Genomic DNA, 18,965 nt, shown 5'->3' on the forward strand with positions numbered 1-18,965 from the left:
CTACTCACTGGACCACCAGCGTTTTGTCGGGGTTCAAACGGGTTCTACAAACCTTGTTGCAAATAGGGATCGTCTGGGTTCTGTCGCTCTAGTTCGGCGAGCAAGACTTGTACATTCTGCAGCTGCCCGGTTTCCTTCCAGTAGCGAATCAGCAGTACCCGAGCTCGACGATTGGCAGGCTGGCGGTCGAGCAGGGTTTCCAGCTGTTTTTGTGCTGCTTCGACCTGTTCAAGGTCATGCAGGGTGACGGCCAACGTGTACCGGTAGTCGGCATTGTCCGGTTCCAGTTCCACGGCACGGGAAAAAGCCAGCAAGGCGTATTCCTGTTGATCATGGCGGGTGAGCCACAGGCCCAGTTCATATTGCAGAAACGCAGAGTCCGGGCGCAGCGCCAGGGCTTTGCCCAGCACCTCGCGGGAGGCGTCGTGCTGGCCTTGGCGTTCCAGCAGGCGTACCCGAGTTGCCAGCGCTTGCAGATCCTGCGGTGCCAGAGCAAGGCTGCGCTGAAGCGCCGCTTCGGCCTGCGGATAATCCTGCTCGTGAAGGTACAGGCGCGCCAGGTGGACTTGTGCCTCGGCATCGTCGGGTCGCTGTTCGAGTGCTTGTTGGTATTGCTCCAGGGCGGCCTGCAGCGGTCGGAAATACAGGCCGATGGCATCGGGGTCCAGGCCCAGCAATGCATCCACCACGGCGAACCGTACGTTCTGGTCGTCATCCTCGAGCAGAGGGCCGAGGACCAGACTGCGTTGGGCTGGTGGCAGCAGGCGCCGGATGCTGGTGATCGCCGCACGGCGTACAAGGGGATCGCCGTGGTCGAGGTCCTGCTGGGCCAGTTTCAGCGCCTGGGGGGAGGGGTAGTGAGGGAGTTCGGCGTAGAGCGCAGCGCGCCGGATCGGCGGCAGGTCATTGCGTTGCAACTGTTGGTAGAGCACCCGGGCTGCCCCCGGAAGACCTTCGTGGGCCTGGCGCAGTGCCTTGGCATAGCTCTGCGGCGGCAGGCTGGAGGGCACCGGTTTCGGCGCGCGCCACAAATAACCGATCACCCCTGGGATCGCCAGGATGAGCAGCAGTGCGATCAGGTAGCGGCTACGTTTGGGCATTAGTGGTACCGGGGTCAGGAAGGGCTGAGCTTGGGGCAGCCGGCGGCTAAATGCAACGGGGCCGGGCAAGCCTTCGGATTGGAAGGTGCAAGGAAGGATTGTCCTGCATATGAGACAAATAAAGCTATTTTGCCCGCCTAATGCATCATTGTGTTCATCGGTAGAATACTTGCCAGCCAAGAGAGGAGATATCTCGTGAAAAAGATTCTGGGTATTCACCGTAGCCCTCACGCCCATTGGGTTGGGGATGGTTTCCCCGTGCGCAGCCTGTTCACTTACGATCAACTGGCACGCCATATCAGCCCGTTCCTGATGCTGGACTACGCTGGCCCTCACACGTTCCCGCCGACCAACGCCCGTCGCGGAGTCGGCCAGCACCCGCATCGCGGCTTCGAGACCGTGACCATTGTCTACCAGGGAGAACTCGAACACCGAGACTCCACCGGCGCCGGCGGCTTGATCGGCCCTGGCGACGTGCAGTGGATGACCGCGGCCAATGGCATCATCCATGAAGAATTCCATTCGCCGGCCTTTGCCCGCAGCGGTGGCGTGCTTGAGATGGTGCAGCTGTGGGTTAACTTGCCTGCCCGCGACAAACTGACTCCGGCGGGTTACCAGACGCTACTGGATGCTGAGATTCCCCGGGTAGCGCTAGGCGAGGGTATCGGCAGCCTGCGGGTGATAGCAGGCGATTACCGTGGACATCGGGGACCTGCCCGGACGTTCACGTCCATGGATGTGTGGGACGTGCGTTTACAGGCTGGGGCAACGCTGCATTTGCCGCTTGCGCAGGGGCGTAATGCCGCGCTGGTTGCACTGCGCGGGTCGATACGGGTTAACGACCAGCAGGACGTCAGCCCGGCCAGCCTGGTGTTGCTGGAGCGCGATGGCGAACATGCCAGCGTGACTGCACTGGAAGACGCCACCTTGTTGTTGCTCAGTGGCGAACCGATCGATGAGCCGATCGTTGGTTATGGCCCGTTCGTGATGAACTCCCAGGCTCAAATCGCCGAAGCATTCGACGACTTCCACGCAGGGCGTTTTGGGCAGATGGTGAAATCCTGAACGCACGTCATGCGGGGTATCTGGCGCTGCCACAAGCCAATTTCAGCCAGAGGCGCGCCAGCTCACCTCGCTGATGCCATAGCGCTCGGCCATGGGTCTACTGACTTTCTTGATCTTTTCTCGGCCATAGCGGCCGATTTTGCCGACGCCGGCATCGCAACTTGCCCAATGCCAGGCCTCGGCATTATTCATACGTTCGGCGCGAATGATGAACGACTTGTGCTCGCCGTGCAGCGCATAGTCGATCACGAACAGTTTTGCATCAATCATCGCTACCCGATTCCTCAGCGCAACGCGCAATCCGACGGTCCATGGCTTGATGCTGTGAAATCGAGCCGGACGATAAAGTTTGCAACATCTTCGTCGCACACGACGAACGGTACTTTGCTGCCGTTTGTCGCATTGCCGAGGCAACCGATCGAACGAGCCATCGCGCCATGGTTCCACTCACTAGAGTGGATAAGGCTTTTGCGCGTTGGGCATCGCCTGGATGAATGGGCTGCCGCCGGGGACAGGAGCACTATCAATTGGCGCTACACCTGCACAGTGTGTAGTCACATCAGAGGCAATCCGTTGAAGAGAGGGTCATGACATGTCGTTGATCGGCGTTTCGATGCTGGAAATGCGTCAGTTGATCGAGCAGGCCTGTTTGCCCGATCGTTGCGAAGTGAGTAGCCCCGATGGCGTCAGCCTGACCATTCGCCTGGGGCGTGGTGAGAGCCTGGAGGATGGCTACACCCTGACAGGCGTACCGCTCGATAGCCTTAACAGTTGTCGTGACCTGGTCGGTTTGGTCGGGCAATTGCGTGGCGCGCAACGAGTGGGGCATGCGCCTGACCTCAAGGTGACTGCCCAGAAGGCTTTCATATAGCCTGGTCCCGGGCGGCCGATCGCTTCACTGCAGCTCAAGCAGCAGATTCAAACCACCGTCGCCGCATTTGCCGCAGTCGCGCACTACCCCCCGATAACGGCGTCCCTGCCAGACGAAGGCAACGCTATGGGCACGTTCAACCTTGTCCGGAAGTGGCGGATGGATGTGCAAACGCAGTGCAGGATGCCCTTGCAAATTAAGCGCGGCCAGTTGGGCATGGCATTCGACACTCTGCGCCACTGGGCCGAACAGTGTGTCGCGAACATAGTCGAGCTGCAGGCAGGAGCTGGGCGCGCGGCCGGGCATCTTCATGGCTGTTGCCAGAACGGCGGGTGATCCCGGTGATCGTGCGTACTCAAGGGCAATGACATGGCTAAGTCTCCGAGGGACGTAGGCATGTTGAGGGCGGCAGCCGGACTATGTTCCATTGGAATTTTCTACCAATGTCGAGGTTCATCATCCGACTGCTGGCGCCAGGCTGACAGACGCCGCTCCAGCCTGACGAGAAGGGCATCGAAGAGCAGGGCGCAGCAGGTGAGAACGATGATGCCCGCCAGCACGGTGTTGACGTCGAAGGTGGCCTCGGCTTGCAGGATGAGGTAGCCGATTCCGCGTGTTGATCCCAGGTATTCACCGACCACGACCCCGACGAATGCCAGGCCGATGACAGTGTTCAGGCTGGAAAACACCCAACCCAGGGCGGCAGGCAGATAGACGATACGAATGAGTTGCCAGCGGTTGGCGCCAAGCAATCTTACGTTGGCCAAGAGCGCAGGACTTACCTCGCGCACGCCCTGGTAGACGTTGAAGAAGACCGCAAAGAATACCAATGTGATGCCCAGCGCGACTTTCGAGGCGATGCCCAGCCCCAGCCACATCACCAACAAGGGCGCCAGCACCACCCTGGGGACCGCATTGGCAGCCTTGATGAACGGCGACAATACCCGCGCCAGCGTGGGCGTGAGCCCTAACCAGAGACCGAATGCCAGGCCTGAGGTGAGTCCGAGCAAAAAGGCCAGGAGCGTTTCGGTCAGTGTGACCAGCAAGTGAGGATAGAGCGTGCCGGGAAAGTTCAGCGTAGTCAGCAGATGATCCTGCCAATACAGCTCCAGCGAACCGTTGCCCGTGCTCAGCCAGCGCCAGAGTTGCTGCAAGACTGCGTGTGGGTGACCGACAAAGAACGCCAGCTCTTCGTCGGCAGCCAGCCATGACCAGAAGGAGAACAGTGCGAGCAGGAGGGCGGCGCGTAGTAGCCAGAGGGTGGTCCAGGACATGTCAGTCTCGGGCGATTGTAGTGGCGGGAGGCAGGTGCCCCAGCGTGTGCCATAGACGTTGGTACAGAGCTGCGGACTCGGGATTCTTGCGTAGTGACATCGTGTCACGTGGGCGTGGCAGGGGTATTCGAATGTCTTCGATGCACCGGGATGCAGGGCCGGCGTTGAAAACCAGTACGCGGTCGGCGAGGGTGATGGCTTCGTCGAGATCGTGGGTGACGAACAAGACCGACTTGCGTTGTTCGTCCCACAATTCGAGCAGCAATTGCTGCATGGCTTGACGTGTTTGGGCATCCAGTGCAGCGAAGGGCTCATCCATGAGCAGCAGCGAAGTGTCGTGAATCAGCGCCTGGGCAAGGGCGACACGTTTGCGCATGCCGCCAGACAATTGGTGAGGGTAGCGATCGGGAACGTCGGTCAGCCCGACTCGCCTCAACCAACACACGGCTTGTTGGTTGGCATGTTGCTTGTTCACACCACGCAGTTGCAGGGGAAGGCTGACATTGTCGAGCGCTGTGCGCCACGGCAACAGCGCATCGTGTTGAAACATGTAGGATGCGTGGCGGTTCAACCCGACCAAGGGCTTGCCATGGCAGCGGATCTGCCCGCTGTAGGCCGGTTTGAGGCCTGCGGCGAGGTCGAGCAGGGTCGACTTGCCGCAACCGGTAGGGCCCAATACGCAGACGAATTCACCTTCACGTACAGTCAGGTCGACCCGTGCCAATGCCAGCAAGCGATCGTGACGCGCTTCCACGCCGAGCATTTCCAGAGCGAGTGTGGAGGTCATGGTTGCGTGGCTTGGTCAACGAACTGATTGGTCCATGTCGCCCGGAGGTTGATCTGGCGTTGGGCCATGACCGGGTCGAAACTCTGCAGCGCCTGCAAAGCGTTGCGCGCCCCCTCTGCAGGGAAGCGACCGTTCACGCTGAGGGATGGTTGGATGTTGCGAAACGCCTGGCGATAAAGCTCTGCGTCACCCATCAGGTAGGGTGTCGGTACTAGGTCGGCGACTTCCGCATCCGTGGCGTCGTGCAGCCAGGTCAGCGCCTTGAGCATGGCATTGGTCAGGGCTTGAACGGTCTGTGGGTTGTTCTGGATGTAGGTGCTTTTGGCATAGAGGGTGTTAGCCGGCATGGGGCCGCCGAACAGCGCCGCGGTGCCGGCGGGAGTGCGCGCATCTGCGATCAGGCGTATCGCCTGTTGTTGCTCCAGCAGGCTGATCAAGGGTTCGGCGTTGACCAGCGCATCGATCTTGCCGCTCAGCATCGCCTGTACTGCTGTCGCACCGGTGCCGACGGTGGCAAAGGCAACGTCCTCGGTGCTTAGCCCTCCCTTTGCCAGCACGCGGTTGGCGAGCATCTGGGTCGAGGAGCCGGGCGCGCTGATGCCGATGGTCTTGCCTCGCAAGTCTGCGATCGACCTGTAGTTCGCCAGGGTTCTGGAGGAGACGCCCATGGCGAGCTGCGGGCTCTCGCTTGCCAGCACGAAGGCCTGAAGTACCTGGCCGCGAGCCTGCAGGCGCAAGGTGTGCTCGTAGGCGCCACTGACCACCTGCACGGCATCGGCCACCAGCGCTTGTGCCGCCTTGCCGCCACCAGTGAAGTCGATGACCTTCACATCGAGACCTTCATCGCGGAAATAGCCCTGTTCCAGTGCGACGGTCAGCGGCAGGTTGTAGATGACGGCCTGGCCACCGACGCCCAGGTGGACAGGTGTCAGATCAGGGGGTTGCTCTTTGGCCGTGGCAGGGGCTGCAACCAGCAGCATGAAGCAACTGAGAACAAATGCGCGCATGGCACCTCCTTGTTGGCAAGGTCCACAGGGTAGGGCATCAAGGGTAGGTGAGGGGCGCAGACGCTCCGAAGTGCGTGTAGGAACGCTCCTAAACCGCTTTGGCCAGGAGCGTCAGGGTTGGCGCTCGGCCACCGCTCTGAGTGTTTTCAGCGTGACCATTGGCGCATCGACCACAAAACGATTGGCCAGCCAGCCCGGTACATCACCGGCAGGATCGGCCTGCAGCCGATAGGTGACCTCGGTATCACGTTCGGCCAGCGGGTGCATGATCCACTCACCTTGCAATTGGCGCACGCGAATGAAGCCGGGGGCCTCCGGCACCTTGTCCGGGTCAGCGCCGAGCCTGCGGATCAGTGAGCCGTCGTCGAGCCGCTCGGTACGTACGCGCAGAACCATGTCCCGGGGTTGCGCCGGCCAGGGCAGCTCGGTGGTGAGGTAGACCCAGGTGCTGTCGCCATCCACTTCCAGCAGGCGCATCTGTGCGCAGGCGTACAACCACTTGCAGGCGATACGCAGGTTTTCCTGAAGATCGCTCAGGGTGCGGACACTGGCCTTGATGCGGACAACGCCGCGAAATTGCTGGTAGGGCGATCCCTGGACGTCGCCAAGATAAATGTCGATGCCGCTTTCCTGGTGCGTGAGGCGCCAGTTGTCGGCAGACAACGCAAGCGTCGGCAGGACAAGTGCGCAGAGCATGGCGAGGCGAATTCGGGACAGGAGCTGCGGCATGTTCAGGCTCCACGCAGAGGGTCACCTTAGTATGCGCGGGAACAGGCAGAACGATCATGAAGATGATGTTGCGCAGATCAGGGCCGTGGCCGACCCCGATCGGTTGATGCAGGTGGGCGCCTCAGCGCTGCGGATTGAGCGTCAGGTGCACGTGACGGTTCACGTCCTTGTACAGCAGGTAGCTGAACGGCCCTGGACCACCCGAGTAGCAGGCTTGTGGGCAGAACGCACGCAGCCACATGAAGTCACCCGCTTCCACTTCCACCCAGTCCTGGTTGAGGCGATATACCGCCTTGCCTTCGAGCACGTACAGGCCGTGTTCCATGACGTGGGTTTCAGCAAACGGAATCACGCCGCCTGGCTGGAAGGTCACGATATTGACGTGCATGTCGTGACGCATGTCGGCCATGTCGACGAAGCGAGTGGTGACCCAGCGCCCTTCGGTGCCCGGCATCTCGATGACCGTGGCGTTATCGCGGTGCGTGACGAACGATTCGGGAACCGCCAGGCCTTCGACTTTCTGGTAGTGCTTGCGCAGCCAGTGGAAAGTGACGTTGGCCTTGCTGTTGTTGCGCAGGCTCCACTCGGCCCCTGGTGCGAGGAAGGCGTAGCCACCGGGCACCAGGGTGTGGTGCTTGCCTTCGACGGTGATGTCGATCTCGCCTTCGACGACGAACACCACGGCTTCGGCATTCGGGTCCAGCTCAGGGCGTTCGCTGCCGCCTTCAGGGGCGACTTCGACGATGTACTGCGAGAAGGTTTCGGCAAAACCAGTCAGTGGGCGGGCGATGACCCACATGCGCATCTTGTCCCAGAACGGCAAGTGGCTGGTGACGATGTCACGCATCACGCCCTTGGGAATGACGGCATAGGCCTCGGTGAACATGGCACGGTCAGTCAGCAGCTCGGTTTGAGCCGGGTGCCCACCGTGGGGGGCGAAGTAGGAGTGATTCGACATGGACAGTCTCGACTTGTTGTTCTCTCCCCGTGCCGTGAACCGCACCGTCCGGTGCGGCGCAGGGGATGCACGGACAGCATAGGGGCGAGGCCCTGGCATCCACAAATTAAATGTTGGAATACCCGGTATTTGCCGGCTGAATGTTCAGCGGTCGTGCGGTCAGCGATTGCTGGTCAGCCGCTGCTGGGCCGCCGCGCAACCGTTGATCTCCACCGCCTTCTGCAGAAAAGCCTGACGCCGTTGCGGGTCGAGCTCGCCGAGCAGGCGGTAGACCTCCGCCTGGTAGTCGCGCTGACGCCCCCATTGAAGTTCCAGGCCTTGCGGGCGACTGCGGTTGCAAGCCAGTCGAGTGGCGGGTTGCGGATAGTAGGCGGCGTAAAGGGTCGCCATGCTCGGAATGGCTTCCAGCGCCTCGCGGTAGGCGGGAGTATGGTTGTAGGACGGGCACCAGTTAGCAATTGCCGTCGCTGGCGGGGCGAAGCCCTGGCGCAGGCTGGCTTCGAGCAATGGGCAGGCAGCGTCGGCAATTTTCCCGGCAGGCAGGTAGGTCATGTAATACAGCGCCAGGCGGTACTGCGCTACGGGATGGCCCAAGGCAACCGACTTTTCCAGCAGCGCTACCGCCGTTGGCAATGTGCGGGCCATGGCCTGGCCCTGGCGGCTGAGCTCAGGATCATTGGTCTCGGCTGTGCGCAGTGGGCTGGGGCTGTCATCCTCGGTGTCGGCCTGCTCGAGCAATGGCAATGCCTGCCGGTAGAGAAGATCGGCATGGGGGTCGATGCGAACGTCGAGGGCCTGGGCGGCAAACGGCGTCAGCGCTGCGAACAAGCCCGAAAGGAAGACGGCTGGACTCACGAGTGGGCCTCGCAGGCTGGCGCCCAAGTGGGACGAACCAGAAGCGTTTGGGCAGCAGGGGTGTTCATGACGAATTCGCGTTTGCCTCGGGCTACCGGGAGCGGTGAAGGGCTATTCTAGCCATCCCGAGGTGCTGTCGAAAGAGGCTTTGACGACTGTCAGACGAGCTTGAACGGCGTGACCTTGCGGTTGGCGTACTTTTCCTGGGCCAACCCCAGCTTTGCGGTGATGACCTTGGCCAGGGCATTGTTGCCCAGGTCGTTGAAATGCAGCCGATCGATGAACAGATGTTCGTTGAACACCGGTGAGCTGCTGAGCATACCGTTCATGTCATAGCAGGGTACGCTCTGCGCCTGACTCTTGATGCGTCGGAAGAAGGTTGAGTGCAGTTCGCTGTCGTAGACACCCTCCAGCAGCCGGTCGAAGTTGCCCGGCTGACGGTCCAGCGCCGAGAGCATGGCCTGCTCGCCGACGGGCAACTGCTCGCGGCACCAGGGCAGCAGTGGCTGCAGGATGAACGTCAGGGAGGTGTGGCTGTCGGCCAGTAATCGCTCCCATTGGCACAGGGTACGGCCGATGCAATCGGCGGCGCGAAGCAGGCGCTTTTCCGGCGCTGACAGCGGCCAGGCCCAGGGCGCTGGCGCCGAACGACGGGGCGCCAGGCTTTGCCCCAGACGCTGCCAGAACGAGGCCCGTCCGGGTTTGGCCAGTTGCACGCCCTCGTTGAAGCTGTTGAGAAAACGCTGGTATGGCCGGGCCCCTTCAGGTTCCTGGTCACCTGAAAGAATTTCGCCAAGCCCTTCCTGGGCCAAGGTGTTGAGGCCGCTGAGTACCACGACATGGCCGATCTGGCCAAGGCGATGCTGGTGGCTGAGGAACATCAGCAGCTCCTGGGTGGCGTTCAGGCCGCAGCCGGCCAGGTTCAACCAGATCTCGCCAGTGAGCATCGACAGGTAGGAGGCCACGGTGTGTTCATCGGAGCTGGCGCCGATACCCAGCGCAGTAGAGCCGCCCACCAGCAGGTTGATGCGCGCCGCGCCGCCGCGCTCGGCCAGTGAAAAGCGCTTGCCGGCGCAGTGGCTGTAGCGCAGGCCCAAGGCATCGGTATTGATGGTGTCTGAGCGGTAGCCGCGCTCGTGCACGTAAAGGGTATGCGGCGCGCGGCGTCCGCCGAGCAGCAGGAAGCGCTGGTAGTCTTCTCGCAAGGGAATGGCGCTGCCCACGTCCGGGGTGATGTCGATCGGTGTCATGGGCGCTCCTGGGAATCGGGCGGGCTCAGGCGGCCAGCTCCTTGAGGTTGTAGAGCAGGCCGCCCGCGGCGATGAGCAGCAGGGCGACGCCAGAGGCCAGGCTGATCAGGCGGTTGCTGCGCTGCGAAGCGATCTTGCCGATGGCGAAGATGTAGAGGCTCAGCACCGCGAAGTCGATGGCGATCCACAGCAGCGACAGCACCACCATGCTCTTCTCGAAGGATTCAGTGACCTGGATGAACTGCGGGAAGAAGGCGATGAAGAAGATGATGTCCTTGGGGTTGGAAATGCCCACCATGAAACCTTGCAGCAGGCCGCCTCGGCCGGCGCTGCGCGGCGTTTCGACGGTTTCGGCGGCGTGCTCCCGAGGTTGCTGCTGCAGAGCTTCGCGCAGCGTGCCCACGGCGATGTAGCCGATGAACAGGCAGCCCAGCAGGCTCATGCTGCTGAGCCAGGCTTTGTCGATGGCGGCGCTGGTCATGATGATCCAGGCGGCAGCACCAATCAGCACCAGTGACGCCCAGTTGGTGCCGACGGCGGTGAACAGGGCCTTGCGCGAACCAGAGGCGGCAGCGGTGTTGACGATCAGCGCCACTACCGGGCCTGGCGTGGCGATCAGCAGCAGGACGGTGAGGGCGTAGGTAGCGGTCAGTGCGGTATTCACATTCAGTTCTCGATCTGGTTTTCAGGCGTTGCAGCGGCATGGAAGGGGCAGCGCGACGGGTTGAGCGAGCCGGCCTCCTGGAGTTGGTACTGCTTCCATTCGAAGTTGTCGTCCTGGCCGAAGAACCCCAGGCTGTCGGGGATGACCCCGTCGTTGTACTGCGCAACCCGCTCACGTATCCGAGCGCGGATGCGCTGGCCACTTTCGGTGCCTGCACTGGCCACTTCGTCGAAGCTTTCCCGTGGGTTGATGACGAAGGCGATGCTGTTGCCCAGGTTGCGGCTTTTCATCTGGCGATGGGCGGGAAAGCTCATGTTGATGAATAGCGGCATGCCGGCAAAGCAGAACGACCACTGAGTGTCATGCGGGTCGCGTGGCACATCCTGTGGCCAAGGCTGAGGGTCGCGGGCGTGCACCTGCTGGAGGATCTTCCAGGCCAGGGCCTGCTGTTCGGCCAGCGTTGCGTCTGTGGTCGTTTCCAGAAACACCAGCAGCGGGTTGCCGATGCGCTGCTTGAGCGGGATCGGCGCTATGGTACTGACGTAGTCGGCGAGACCGCGGGCGATATCATTGGCCGGATCATCGGCGCGGGCGAAAATGATGTGGCAGGTGGCGGCAGCGACTGCCTTGCGTCCGAAGAGGCAGGGAAAGCCGGGGTTGCCGAGGATTTCCTTGAAGTGCTCTATGGTCTTGTACGTCCAATGCTGCCTGTTCCGAACATGTTCATCGGCCAGCTCTAGCGCATCCAGGCGATAGCAGTTTCCATAACCCGTAAACATGGTTTCCCCAGGAAGTTTCTATAAGGTGGTTTTTCTGCCTTATCGCGGCGTGTTGGTTAGCTGTAATTGTTATTTAACGGCATTTTCGAAGAACCTCCCAAGGTTGTAAAACGCCTGGAACTATGACCTACTATTAGTTTCACTCATGCTTTGGACGGCGACGATGTCAGAACGGATTCCAGCCCTGCACGCCTTGCGTGCCTTCGAAGTGGCTTCTCGTTACGGCTCCTTCACCCGCGCAGCGGAAGAACTGGCCCTGACCCAAGGGGCGGTAAGCCACCACATCAAGACCCTCGAAGCCATGTTCGGTTGCGATTTGTTCGAGCGCCGTGGCCCCAAGCTGCGCTTGACCGAGCACGGTCGGTTGCTGGCCCAGGAGCTCAAGGTCGGCTTCAAGATCATCGAGAATGCTTGCGCATTGTTGCGCCAGGACCGTTACGGCCTGCGCCTGAAAGCCGCCTCCACGCTCACCGTGCGCTGGCTGCTCAAGGCACTGGACGGTTTCAAGAAGATCGACGACAGCTGCAGCGTGCAACTGTCGAGCGTGTGGATGGACATCGACACGGTAGATTTCTATTCCGAGCCCTACGATTGCGCCATCCTGCTGGGCAGCGGCAATTTCCCTGCCGATGTGGAGAGCTTGAAGCTGTTCGATGAATGGCTAATTCCGGTCTGCCACCCCGACTACCTCAAGGATCCTGAGCCAGACCTGTCGGTGCTACGCGACTGTGAATTCCTGCATCCCTCGTCTGACCGCCGTGATTGGCGGCGCTGGCTGGCGCGGGTCGATGCCCTGGACATCAGCATCGATCAAGGGCAGGTGTTCGACACCCTTGACCAAGGGATCTCCGCGGCCCAGCAGGGGCTGGGCATTTCGGTGGTCGATCTGGCACTGGCCAGTGCCGACCTGGCCGCCGGGCGCCTGATCACACCCTTCAAGCAGGCCGTGGCGACAGGCGATGGCTATTACATGACGTGGCTCAAGGCCAGCCCCAAGGCTCGGCAGATGAGCAAGCTGCGCGATTACCTGCTTGGCCAGGTGCCACCGCTGGCGCTCAAGGACATCAACTACCTGTACGGTTGAATACCGTAAAAGCACTTCGCCCAGGCCTGTCACGACAGGCCTGGGCGAATGCGTCTGCAAGATCAGAAACCGAAGCTGCTCAGCCCCGGATGGTCATCCGGACGACGCCCCAGCGGCCAACGGAACTGGCGTTCTTCTTCCGTGATCGGCATTTCATTGATGCTGGCGTGACGGTTCTGCATCAAACCATCGGCGGCGAACTCCCAGTTCTCGTTGCCATAAGCGCGGTACCACTGGCCGCTGTCATCGCGGTACTCATAGGCATAGCGCACGGCGATGCGGTTTTCGGTGAAGGCCCAGAGCTCCTTGATCAGGCGGTATTCGTGCTCACGATTCCACTTGCGGGTCAGGAAGGCCTGTGCCTCTTCGCGGTTGGTGGCGAAGTCGACCCGGTTACGCCAATGAGTGTCTAGGGTGTAGGCGAGGGCAACCTTGGCCGCATCGCGGCTGTTCCAGCCATCCTCGGCCAGGCGGACTTTCTCGATAGCGGTTTCGCGGGTGAACGGGGGCAATGGTGGGCGGGACATCGCGGGACTCCTCATGTGCAGGTCCGGAAGAAGTGGCCTGATGGATGAAGCGTAGGCTCAAGCGTGTTCGCTGGGAATCAGTGCAGGCGGCAGTTCATAATTGCGGCAACTGGAATAATCATGGACCAGCCTCAGGTTTCGACTTCGTCCACATAGGCCTCAAAGAACCAGTCCGGGATCTCCTCGGTGCGATACTCCAACTGCGTGCCATCGGTGATCTCTGCGAGCCATAGCGCGCTCTGCTGCGAGTTGTCGAATACATAGGCCCGGTTGCTGGCGGCGATGGCCTCCGGCAACAGGTCGAGCGAACGTCCATAGCGACTGCGCACCAGGTCCGGCCTGACCGGATGCCCGCCCTGGCGGACACGGATGGCCACCCGATCGATGTTGATTTCCGGATTCTCCGTCGAGACGAAGTAGAGGTAGGTGCGGTAGCCACTGGCTTGTGCCTGGCGCATGAACTCGATCTTGCTGCCATGGGACATGACGGTTTCGAAGGTGAAGCTGGCCCGGGCTTCGAGCAGGCGCTGGCGGATGAAGTCGGCGATGACCGAGGCGAAGTAGGCATCCATGCGTACCGCACGGTAGTCGATCCGCTGCTCCTCGAGCCCCAGTCGCCCGACCTGCCCGGCAAGTCGCTTGCTGATGATCAAGGGATGCTCTAGGTGGAACGCTAGCACGTCAGGCAGCGTGGCCTGGATGCCGAAGAGGGAGAGGTCGATGAAGCCGCTGGCCTTGGCCTGGGTTTCCAGCTCGTCGGCATTGACGAAGAGGCGGGTCAGTGCGGCGGGCAGGCTGGCCTTGATGGTGCTCTTGCCGGAGCCGTTCGGACCGGCAAAGACCCGCAGCCTAGGCACGCTCACTGGCGCTGCTGTCGTCGACCTTGCGAACGGTGACAACCTCGCCGAGCTTGACCCTGCGCCGTGGGCCGGCCTTGGCCAGGACGGTCCGGGCGCCATCCGCGTTGACCCTGACCAGTTCGCCGTCGTCAGTGGTCAGCACCCCCTGCTGGCTCATCTGCAGGGCGCGCTGATAGGCGCTGAGTGTCGCCTCACGGGCATGCTCGGGTACTGTCTGCTCAAGGGCGTCGAGCTCAGGTTCGGAGACTTTCCTGGCTTTTGCGGTCATCGTGATGTACCTCCGGTCAGCCACGAAGGGGCTGTGTGCATGAGGAGCATCATAGCGCTGGCCGCGCAGGAAAACATCAGCAGGTGGCATGGCGAAGGTCCTGAAGAGGGGCCATTCGATACTGGCAGAAGACGCGGTTCAGCGTTTCCCCATTACCTGTAGTCCCTCTCCGAAGAGCCCTGTACGGTGCTTACAGCGCTTCGCTGATGGTGCTGTTCGCCACCTTGTTGCGTCCACCCAGCCATACCAGCAGCAGCGCGGCCGCCGACAGCAAACCGCCGGCCATCGGCACCGCGGCGTAGCCCAGGTCCAGGCTGATCACCGCGCCGCCCAGTGCGGCACCGACCGCATTGCCCAGGTTGAATGCACCCACGTTGATCGACGAGGCCAGGCCTGGGGCCTCGGCCGCCGCGATCATCACCCGCATCTGCAGCGGCGGTACCACGGCGAAGGTGAATACCCCCCAGACCAGCAGGGCCAGCGCAGCACCGACATGGCTACCCAGCACCAACGGCATCAGCAGCATGATCACCGCCAGGGTACCGAGGAAGATCCGTGCCGCGCCGTCCAGCGACCAGTCGGCCAGACGACCTCCAAGGCTGTTGCCGAGGGTGAAACCGACACCGATCAGTACCAGGCCCAGTGTGACGAACGCATTGGAGGCACCGGTCAATTCCGCAAGCACCGGGGCCACATAGGTGTACAGCGTGAACATGGCGCCTGCGCCGAGCACCGTGGTGGCCATCGCCAGCAGCACGCTGGGGCGGCCGATCACCGCCAGTTCCTTGCGCACATGCGGCACGCTGCCACGCTCGCCTTTGGGCAGGGCGTACCACAAGGCACTGATGGCGATCAGACCGAGCACGGCGGTGCCGGCGAAGGCCATGCGCCAGCCAATCTGCTGGCCGATCCAGGTGGCGGCCGGTACGCCGCCGATATTGGCGATGGTCAAGCCCATGAACATGGTGGCAATGGCACTGGCCTGCTTGTCCTTAGGTACCACGCTGGCCGCGACTACCGCGCCCAGGCCGAAGAATGCGCCGTGGTTGAGGCTGGTGATCAGGCGCGAGGCCAGCAGGGTGTAATAGTCCGGCGACAGCGCCGACAGCAGATTGCCGACGGTGAAGATGCTCATCAGCATCATCAGTGCAGCACGCTTGCCGAAGCGGCTGAACAGCAGGGTCATGATCGGTGCGCCGACCATCACGCCGATGGCGTAGGCGGTGACCAGCATGCCGGCAGTGGGGATGCTGGCGTTGACACCTTCGGCGATGACCGGCAGCAGGCCCATGGGGGCGAATTCGGTGGTGCCGATGCCGAAGGCGCCGATGGCCAGGGCAAACAGGACCCGTTTAGGGGAAAGCGCGCTCATCGGAAACTCCGGGTTATGGCGAATTCAGGAATGTCGGGTGTGGCGTCGACCGCAGTCGACGCCCAAATGCGGCGAGGGATCAGTCCCAGGCCGGCGCCAGGCCGTCCGGGCTGACTTCGCGGCCATTGCGCTCCAGGTCTGCGATCTGCGCCATGTCCTCTTCGTCCAGGTGCAGGTCACGGGCAAGCAGGTTGCTGGCCAGGTTCTCGCGCTTGGTAGAGGAGGGGATGACGGCATAGCCCAGTTGCAGCGCCCACGCCAGGGCGACCTGGGCCACCGTGGCCTTGTGCTTGGCAGCGATCTTGGCCAGTACCGGGTCCTTGAGCACCTTGCCGTAGGCCAGGGTCATGTAGGACGTGACGGTGATGCCCTGCTCCTTGAGGAAGGCCGCGAGCTTGCGGTTCTGCAGGTAGGGGCTGAGCTCGATCTGGTTGGTGGCGATCTCGCCCTTGCCAACCACATCGATGGCCTGGCGGGTCAGCTCGATGTTGAAGTTGGAGATGCCGATCTGGCGGGTCAGGCCGAGTTTCTTGGCTTCGGCCAGGGCGCCCATGAACTCGCGCAGCTCGACACCGTTGCCTGGGGCGGGCCAGTGGATCAGGGTCAGGTCGACATGATCGGTGCGCAGCTTGGCCAGGCTCTCGCGCAGGCTGGGGATCAGCTTGTCGGCAGCATAGCTGTCGGTCCAGATCTTGGTGGTGATGAACAGCTCGTCACGAGGCACACCGCTTTCGGCGATGGCCTGGCCCACGTCGGCCTCGTTCTTGTAGATCTGCGCGGTGTCGATGACCCGGTAGCCGAGCTCCAGCGCGGACTTGACCGAGTCGATGACGGCTTGGCCGGTGAGGCGGAAGGTGCCGAGGCCGAAGGATGGAATGCTCATGGATCTGCTCCTGCTATGGGGGAATTCGGGATCGATCGGGAGGCGTTGGCGCCTAGACACATCGACCATTCGAGTGGGGAGCAGTTTGAAGGTTGCAGCGGGGTTGATTAAGAGGGGCGGGGGGCAAGGTCTTTTGACCTGGAGTCATGAATGGCGGGTGATTGCTTCGTGTGGTGGGCGTTTCGATCGCGCCAGAATGGATCGGGCCTGACTGGCAGGCCCGAGGGTGCAGAGGTTACAGCGTCCACCTCATGGTGACGGTGAAGTTGCGTGGATCGCCGAAGATGTTGGCCCCGGCCGGGTTGCTGATGTTCTGGTAGTAACGCTTGTCGAACACGTTGTTCAGGTTGCCTTGCACGGTGAAGTGCTTGTTGATCCGGTAGGCGGTCATCAGGTCGGTCACGCTGTAGCCGCCCTGTTGCACACCGAAGCTGGTATAGGCCCGGCTCTGGGTACGGAAGCCGCCACCGATGCTCCACTGGTTCAGGTCACCCGGCAATTGGTACACGGTGTTGACCTTGAACAGGTTGTAAGGGGTGTCGCTGTCGAAGCGGTCGCCCTTCTGTTGAGTACCGGTTTCCTTGGCGTACTTGGCGGCGGCATAGGTGTAGCCGACCGACGCCTGCCAGCCCTCGGCGAGCATGCCTTGCACTTCCAGCTCGACGCCCTTGGTTTCGACTTCGCCCGCCGCCTCGTAGCAGCCGTCGGAGAGGTCCGGGCAGGACGACTGGGGCAGGGCCTTGGCGAGGTTTTCCTGGTTCAACTGGAAGTAGGCCAGGCTCACGTTCAGGGCGCCGCCGAAGTATTCGCCCTTGATCCCGGTCTCGTAGTTGGTGCCGGTGACCGGGTCGAGGATGGAACCGGTGGCCGAGCGGGATTCCTGCGGCTTGAAGATACGCGTCCAGCTGGCGTACACCGAGTAGGTGTCGTTCAGGTCGTAGACCACGCCGGCATAGGGCGTGAACTCGCGGGTGGCCTTGGAGCTGCCGCCAAAGGCGAAGTCGCCGGACTGGGTCTGCTGTTCGTATTCATACCAGTCCAGACGCGAGCCGAGGGTCAGCTTGAGGTCGTCCTGGATGTTGAAGCGAACGGTGGCGTAGGTGCTGGACTGCTCGACCTTGCCCTTGCGCGACCAGTTGAAGTCGATCTCGGGCTTGGGCACCGAGCCGAAATCGAACGACAGCGGATCGACCGGGTAATCGAAGGTGCCCAGCGGGCCGCCGCCAGGGCCGTCGTCGGTGCGGTCGTGGCGGTAGCTGCCACCGAGCACCAGTTCATGGGTGCGACCGAACAGGCTGAACGGGCCACTGACATAGCCATCGACGCTCTTCTGGGTGTGCTCGTAGGTGTAGCGGCCTACGTTGAGCTGCAGGGTGTCGGCCGCCTGGTCGAGGCGATAGAAACTGGTACCGAGCATGTCCATCTCACCGCGCAGCCAGGTGGTGTTCAGGCGCAGCTTCCAGTCATTGTCGAAGCGGTGCTCGATCTCGGCGAAGACGCTCTTGTTCTTCTTGTCCCAGTAGGTCCAGGACGGGCTCATGCGGTGCGAGCGAGAGATCGGCAGGAAGTTGCCGTTGGCGTAGGTCGGCAGCCCGGACCAATCGGCGCCAGGGTTGTCCTCGCGGTTGTAGTAGCCGCCCAGGGTGAGGGTGGTGTCCTCGGTCAGGTCGAATTCGGTGATGCCGTACATCAACTGGCGTTTGTTGCTGTAGTCGTCGACGAAGCTGTCCTTGTCCTGCAGCGCGACGACGGCGCGACCCCGTACGCTGCCGCTGTCGTTGAGCTTGCTGCTGGCGTCGAGTTCGGTACGAAAGTTGTTCCACGAGCCTGCGCTGGTGGTGATCGACATCTGCGGCTCGATGGTTGGTCGCTTGCGGATCAGGTTCAACGTCCCCGAGGGGTTGCCGGCACCGACCATCAGGCCGGAGGCGCCGCGCACCACTTCCACGCGATCGAACATCGACAGCATCGAGGTGCCGAGGGTGTCGGTATCGTAGGCCACCGGCAGGCCGTCGATCATGATGTTGTCCACCGAGGTGCCGCGCGAATAGAAGGTCGGACGTTCACCGCCGGTCTTGCGCAGGGTGAGGCCAGGGGTGTACAGCGAGACGTCTTCGAGGGTCTGCATGTTCTGGTCGTTCATGCGCTGGCGGGTCAGCACCGTGACCGACTGCGGCGTGTGGCGCAGCGACGTCGGCAACTTGGTCGCCGTGCTCATGGAGCCTGTGGTGTATGAGCCTGTGCCTTCGGTGGTCTCGCCCAGCACGCCGGCATTGACGTTGGTCGCCCCCAGTTCCACCGCGCCGCCTTCCCTACGGCCGCTGATGGTCACTGTGGTGCCGTTGACGCTGTAGCCAAGGCCCGTGCCGCCGAGCAATTGGCGCAACGCGGCATCGGGCTCCAGCGAACCCTTGACCGCGGTGCTGCGCAGGCCGCTGATCTGGTCGGGAGAGTACAGCAGTTGCCACTGGCTCTGCTGCCCGAAGGCAATCAACGCGCTACCAAGCGCCTGCTGGGGAATGTTGAAGGCCACTTGCTGGGCCTGGGCAACCATCGGCGCTGCCAGCATCATGCCGACAGCGGTGGCGGGCAAGCCGGACGCCATGAGGCGCCGGACAAGCATGGCCTTTGA

21 protein-coding genes are annotated in these 18,965 nt (G+C 62.2%); 3 read left to right on the forward strand and 18 right to left on the reverse strand.

Annotated elements, in window-relative coordinates; all coding sequences use genetic code 11:
* Positions 1 to 44: 44 nt before the first annotated feature.
* Positions 45 to 1,100, reverse strand: coding sequence for a HEAT repeat domain-containing protein (locus ACNFHO_RS03815; protein WP_054890683.1), 1,056 nt, complete (start codon positions 1,098 to 1,100; stop codon positions 45 to 47).
* Positions 1,101 to 1,295: 195 nt separating this feature from the next.
* On the opposite strand from ACNFHO_RS03815, the gene ACNFHO_RS03820 reads away from it, so the two are divergent.
* On the forward strand, positions 1,296 to 2,165 hold the full coding sequence (locus tag ACNFHO_RS03820) for a pirin family protein (protein WP_416765282.1): 870 nt from the start codon (positions 1,296 to 1,298) through the stop codon (positions 2,163 to 2,165).
* Positions 2,166 to 2,207: 42 nt separating this feature from the next.
* On the opposite strand, the gene ACNFHO_RS03825 is transcribed toward ACNFHO_RS03820, so the two are convergent.
* On the reverse strand, positions 2,208 to 2,435 hold the full coding sequence (locus ACNFHO_RS03825; RefSeq protein ID WP_416765284.1) for a DUF6555 family protein: 228 nt from the start codon (positions 2,433 to 2,435) through the stop codon (positions 2,208 to 2,210).
* A gap of 322 nt (positions 2,436 to 2,757) precedes the next feature.
* Between ACNFHO_RS03825 and ACNFHO_RS03830 the strand changes: the two genes are divergently transcribed.
* Positions 2,758 to 3,036 carry a DUF1652 domain-containing protein gene (locus ACNFHO_RS03830; RefSeq protein ID WP_054890680.1) on the forward strand — a complete coding sequence of 93 codons (279 nt, stop codon included), beginning with the start codon at positions 2,758 to 2,760 and terminating at the stop codon, positions 3,034 to 3,036.
* A 24-nt stretch (positions 3,037 to 3,060) separates the two neighbouring features.
* On the opposite strand, the gene ACNFHO_RS03835 is transcribed toward ACNFHO_RS03830, so the two are convergent.
* From ACNFHO_RS03835 to ACNFHO_RS03880, 10 genes are all read right to left on the reverse strand, one after another.
* A complete protein-coding gene (locus tag ACNFHO_RS03835) occupies positions 3,061 to 3,348 on the reverse strand; it encodes a hypothetical protein (protein ID WP_063544989.1) in 288 nt (95 codons plus the stop codon).
* A 125-nt stretch (positions 3,349 to 3,473) separates the two neighbouring features.
* On the reverse strand, positions 3,474 to 4,310 hold the full coding sequence (locus tag ACNFHO_RS03840) for an ABC transporter permease (RefSeq protein WP_416765287.1): 837 nt from the start codon (positions 4,308 to 4,310) through the stop codon (positions 3,474 to 3,476).
* Position 4,311: 1 nt separating this feature from the next.
* Positions 4,312 to 5,097 (reverse strand): ABC transporter ATP-binding protein, encoded by a 786-nt coding sequence (locus ACNFHO_RS03845; RefSeq protein ID WP_416765288.1) that lies wholly within the window; start codon positions 5,095 to 5,097, stop codon positions 4,312 to 4,314.
* A complete protein-coding gene (locus tag ACNFHO_RS03850; protein WP_416765289.1) occupies positions 5,094 to 6,104 on the reverse strand; it encodes an ABC transporter substrate-binding protein in 1,011 nt (336 codons plus the stop codon). Before ACNFHO_RS03850 ends, ACNFHO_RS03845 begins: the two co-directional genes overlap by 4 nt.
* A gap of 111 nt (positions 6,105 to 6,215) precedes the next feature.
* Positions 6,216 to 6,833: an START domain-containing protein gene (locus tag ACNFHO_RS03855; RefSeq protein ID WP_416765290.1), complete on the reverse strand. Its 618-nt coding sequence runs from the start codon at positions 6,831 to 6,833 to the stop codon at positions 6,216 to 6,218.
* Positions 6,834 to 6,954: 121 nt separating this feature from the next.
* Positions 6,955 to 7,791: a bifunctional allantoicase/(S)-ureidoglycine aminohydrolase gene (locus ACNFHO_RS03860; RefSeq protein ID WP_054890674.1), complete on the reverse strand. Its 837-nt coding sequence runs from the start codon at positions 7,789 to 7,791 to the stop codon at positions 6,955 to 6,957.
* A 159-nt stretch (positions 7,792 to 7,950) separates the two neighbouring features.
* On the reverse strand, positions 7,951 to 8,646 hold the full coding sequence (locus ACNFHO_RS03865) for a hypothetical protein (protein WP_054890886.1): 696 nt from the start codon (positions 8,644 to 8,646) through the stop codon (positions 7,951 to 7,953).
* 158 nt (positions 8,647 to 8,804) lie between these two features.
* Positions 8,805 to 9,896: a hypothetical protein gene (locus tag ACNFHO_RS03870; RefSeq protein ID WP_063544983.1), complete on the reverse strand. Its 1,092-nt coding sequence runs from the start codon at positions 9,894 to 9,896 to the stop codon at positions 8,805 to 8,807.
* Between the two features lie 25 nt (positions 9,897 to 9,921).
* Positions 9,922 to 10,560: a LysE family translocator gene (locus ACNFHO_RS03875; protein ID WP_063544982.1), complete on the reverse strand. Its 639-nt coding sequence runs from the start codon at positions 10,558 to 10,560 to the stop codon at positions 9,922 to 9,924.
* 2 nt (positions 10,561 to 10,562) lie between these two features.
* Positions 10,563 to 11,339: a YqcI/YcgG family protein gene (locus tag ACNFHO_RS03880; protein ID WP_063544981.1), complete on the reverse strand. Its 777-nt coding sequence runs from the start codon at positions 11,337 to 11,339 to the stop codon at positions 10,563 to 10,565.
* Positions 11,340 to 11,502: 163 nt separating this feature from the next.
* On the opposite strand from ACNFHO_RS03880, the gene ACNFHO_RS03885 reads away from it, so the two are divergent.
* Entirely contained in the window at positions 11,503 to 12,423 is a 921-nt protein-coding gene (locus ACNFHO_RS03885; protein ID WP_063544980.1) for a LysR substrate-binding domain-containing protein, read from the forward strand.
* A 62-nt stretch (positions 12,424 to 12,485) separates the two neighbouring features.
* Here the strand turns inward: ACNFHO_RS03885 and ACNFHO_RS03890 are convergent, their stop codons facing one another.
* The 6 genes from ACNFHO_RS03890 to ACNFHO_RS03915 form a co-directional block, all read right to left on the reverse strand.
* Entirely contained in the window at positions 12,486 to 12,950 is a 465-nt protein-coding gene (locus tag ACNFHO_RS03890) for a DUF1348 family protein (protein WP_416765294.1), read from the reverse strand.
* A gap of 131 nt (positions 12,951 to 13,081) precedes the next feature.
* Positions 13,082 to 13,813, reverse strand: a complete 732-nt coding sequence (locus ACNFHO_RS03895) for a zeta toxin family protein (RefSeq protein WP_416765296.1) — start codon at positions 13,811 to 13,813, stop codon at positions 13,082 to 13,084.
* Complete coding sequence (locus ACNFHO_RS03900) at positions 13,800 to 14,078, reverse strand: hypothetical protein (protein WP_414155511.1); 279 nt, start codon at positions 14,076 to 14,078, stop codon at positions 13,800 to 13,802. The genes ACNFHO_RS03895 and ACNFHO_RS03900 overlap by 14 nt, the downstream gene beginning before the upstream one ends.
* Positions 14,079 to 14,268: 190 nt before the next feature.
* Complete coding sequence (locus tag ACNFHO_RS03905) at positions 14,269 to 15,450, reverse strand: MFS transporter (RefSeq protein WP_112898331.1); 1,182 nt, start codon at positions 15,448 to 15,450, stop codon at positions 14,269 to 14,271.
* Positions 15,451 to 15,529: 79 nt separating this feature from the next.
* The gene (gene dkgB, locus ACNFHO_RS03910) at positions 15,530 to 16,333 is read right to left on the reverse strand and encodes a 2,5-didehydrogluconate reductase DkgB (RefSeq protein WP_151924634.1); all 804 of its coding nucleotides are present in this window, start codon (positions 16,331 to 16,333) and stop codon (positions 15,530 to 15,532) included.
* Positions 16,334 to 16,568: 235 nt separating this feature from the next.
* Complete coding sequence (locus ACNFHO_RS03915) at positions 16,569 to 18,926, reverse strand: TonB-dependent siderophore receptor (protein ID WP_231100243.1); 2,358 nt, start codon at positions 18,924 to 18,926, stop codon at positions 16,569 to 16,571.
* Positions 18,927 to 18,965: the final 39 nt, after the last annotated feature.

It is taken from the genome of Pseudomonas sp. NY15374 (assembly GCF_048068255.1).
In the GTDB taxonomy this organism is placed as follows: Bacteria; Pseudomonadota; Gammaproteobacteria; order Pseudomonadales; family Pseudomonadaceae; genus Aquipseudomonas; species Aquipseudomonas machongensis.

Coding starts and splice junctions, on each gene's coding strand:
- ACNFHO_RS03815 (WP_054890683.1), bottom strand. CDS start 1,100: ATGCCCAAACGTAGCCGCTACCTGATCGCACTGCTGCTCATCCTGGCG.
- ACNFHO_RS03825 (WP_416765284.1), bottom strand. CDS start 2,435: ATGATTGATGCAAAACTGTTCGTGATCGACTATGCGCTGCACGGCGAG.
- ACNFHO_RS03830 (WP_054890680.1), top strand. CDS start 2,758: ATGTCGTTGATCGGCGTTTCGATGCTGGAAATGCGTCAGTTGATCGAG.
- ACNFHO_RS03835 (WP_063544989.1), bottom strand. CDS start 3,348: ATGAAGATGCCCGGCCGCGCGCCCAGCTCCTGCCTGCAGCTCGACTAT.
- ACNFHO_RS03840 (WP_416765287.1), bottom strand. CDS start 4,310: ATGTCCTGGACCACCCTCTGGCTACTACGCGCCGCCCTCCTGCTCGCA.
- ACNFHO_RS03845 (WP_416765288.1), bottom strand. CDS start 5,097: ATGACCTCCACACTCGCTCTGGAAATGCTCGGCGTGGAAGCGCGTCAC.
- ACNFHO_RS03850 (WP_416765289.1), bottom strand. CDS start 6,104: ATGCGCGCATTTGTTCTCAGTTGCTTCATGCTGCTGGTTGCAGCCCCT.
- ACNFHO_RS03855 (WP_416765290.1), bottom strand. CDS start 6,833: ATGCCGCAGCTCCTGTCCCGAATTCGCCTCGCCATGCTCTGCGCACTT.
- ACNFHO_RS03860 (WP_054890674.1), bottom strand. CDS start 7,791: ATGTCGAATCACTCCTACTTCGCCCCCCACGGTGGGCACCCGGCTCAA.
- ACNFHO_RS03870 (WP_063544983.1), bottom strand. CDS start 9,896: ATGACACCGATCGACATCACCCCGGACGTGGGCAGCGCCATTCCCTTG.
- ACNFHO_RS03880 (WP_063544981.1), bottom strand. CDS start 11,339: ATGTTTACGGGTTATGGAAACTGCTATCGCCTGGATGCGCTAGAGCTG.
- ACNFHO_RS03885 (WP_063544980.1), top strand. CDS start 11,503: ATGTCAGAACGGATTCCAGCCCTGCACGCCTTGCGTGCCTTCGAAGTG.
- ACNFHO_RS03890 (WP_416765294.1), bottom strand. CDS start 12,950: ATGTCCCGCCCACCATTGCCCCCGTTCACCCGCGAAACCGCTATCGAG.
- ACNFHO_RS03900 (WP_414155511.1), bottom strand. CDS start 14,078: ATGACCGCAAAAGCCAGGAAAGTCTCCGAACCTGAGCTCGACGCCCTT.
- ACNFHO_RS03905 (WP_112898331.1), bottom strand. CDS start 15,450: ATGAGCGCGCTTTCCCCTAAACGGGTCCTGTTTGCCCTGGCCATCGGC.
- dkgB (WP_151924634.1), bottom strand. CDS start 16,333: ATGAGCATTCCATCCTTCGGCCTCGGCACCTTCCGCCTCACCGGCCAA.